We start from the raw sequence: 1,762 nt of genomic DNA, 5'->3' as shown, positions 1-1,762 counted from the left end.
CCTGGTGGCTCAGTTACTGCGGGTATGTCTATCTATGACACAATGCAGTTTATCAAGCCGGATGTTTCTACGTTATGTATTGGTCAGGCGTGTAGTATGGGCGCATTGTTGTTGACGGGTGGTGCTCAAGGTAAGCGTCATTGTCTTCCTCATTCGCGAATGATGATTCACCAACCTTTAGGTGGTTATCAGGGGCAGGCGACTGATATTGAGATTCATACTAAAGAAATTCTAACGATTCGTGATAAGCTGAATAAAATTATGGCTGAACATACAGGCCGTGATATCGAAGAAGTTGCTCAAGATACAGATCGTGACAATTTTATGGATGGTGCTGAGGCAGTAGAATATGGTTTAATTGACTCAGTGATTGAAAAGCGTCCGTCGGCAGAGTAGTAGTGAGGGGCACTTGCCTGGGAAGATAGAGCTTAAGCTGCTCGAATAGGACTTCTCAGGCGATTAAATGAATATCGCGCAGCGGTAAGAGCCGCTTCATTGCGCGCAGGCGTTCGAAGAGGCGCTTTGTACAGTAAGTAGGAAATCTGATGACCGATGAAAAAAACGGTAAGGGCGGAGATAACGGTAAATTACTTTACTGCTCCTTTTGTGGCAAAAGTCAGCATGAAGTGAGAAAACTGATTGCAGGCCCATCTGTCTTTATCTGTGATGAATGTGTAGACCTCTGTAACGATATTATTCGTGAAGAGGTGCAGGAGACAGCTTCTGAGGAAGCTAGTGATAGACTACCTGTACCGCAAGAAATTAAAGAAACGCTTGACGACTATGTGATTGGGCAGGAGAGAGCTAAAGTAGTTCTTTCTGTTGCTGTTTATAACCATTATAAGCGTCTGAAGTTCGACAATGCTAAGTCTGATATTGAGCTGGGCAAGAGTAATATCTTGCTGATTGGCCCAACGGGTAGTGGTAAAACGCTATTGGCCGAGACGCTAGCGCGCTTATTGAATGTTCCATTTACGATTGCTGATGCAACCACGCTGACAGAAGCCGGTTACGTTGGTGAAGACGTCGAGAACATTATTCAGAAGCTTCTGCAAAAGTGCGATTACGACGTAGAGAAAGCGCAGCGCGGAATTGTTTATATTGATGAAATCGACAAGATTTCTCGTAAGTCTGATAACCCTTCAATTACACGAGATGTGTCAGGTGAAGGTGTGCAACAGGCTTTGCTTAAGTTGATCGAAGGTACGGTTGCTTCGGTTCCTCCTCAGGGTGGACGTAAGCATCCTCAGCAAGAATTCTTGCAGGTTGATACAACTAATATGCTGTTTATCTGTGGCGGTGCCTTTGCAGGCCTGGATAAGGTTATTGCTGATCGTTCTGAGAAGAGTGGAATTGGCTTTGGTGCATCGGTTAAGAGTAAGGATGCAGAGCGTAAGGTTGGTGAGACGCTAAAAGAAGTCGAAACCGAAGACTTGGTTAAGTATGGTTTGATTCCTGAGTTTGTTGGTCGTTTGCCGGTGATTGCAACGCTAAACGAGCTTGATGAAGCTGCGTTAATGCAAATTTTGACAGAGCCTAAGAACTCGCTCTCTAAGCAATATCAAAAGCTTTTTGAAATGGAAGGCGTTGAAATTGATTTTAGGGAAGAGGCGCTTCGTGCTGTTGCCAATAAGGCAATGGAAAGAAAGACTGGTGCTCGTGGCTTAAGGTCGATTTTGGAGAATGTTTTACTCGATACTATGTATCACATTCCATCCGAGTCGGGCATAAGCAAGGTTGTTATTGATGAAAATACCATCAA

2 protein-coding genes are annotated in these 1,762 nt (G+C 44.3%); both read left to right on the top strand.

The annotated features are described in order from the left end of the window. Window positions 1–396, top strand: a 396-nt coding sequence (locus A3729_RS16580; protein WP_197475886.1) for an ATP-dependent Clp protease proteolytic subunit, incomplete at its 5' end; no start/stop codon positions are given. 149 nt (window positions 397–545) lie between these two features. Then, window positions 546–1,762: ATP-dependent Clp protease ATP-binding subunit ClpX (gene clpX, locus A3729_RS16575; protein WP_068634090.1), on the top strand; the 1,217-nt coding region annotated here is incomplete at its 3' end.

This window comes from Oleiphilus sp. HI0043 (assembly GCF_001634935.1).
Note: the sequence above shows the minus strand (reverse complement) of the source record. Positions and strands in the feature narration are given on the sequence as shown.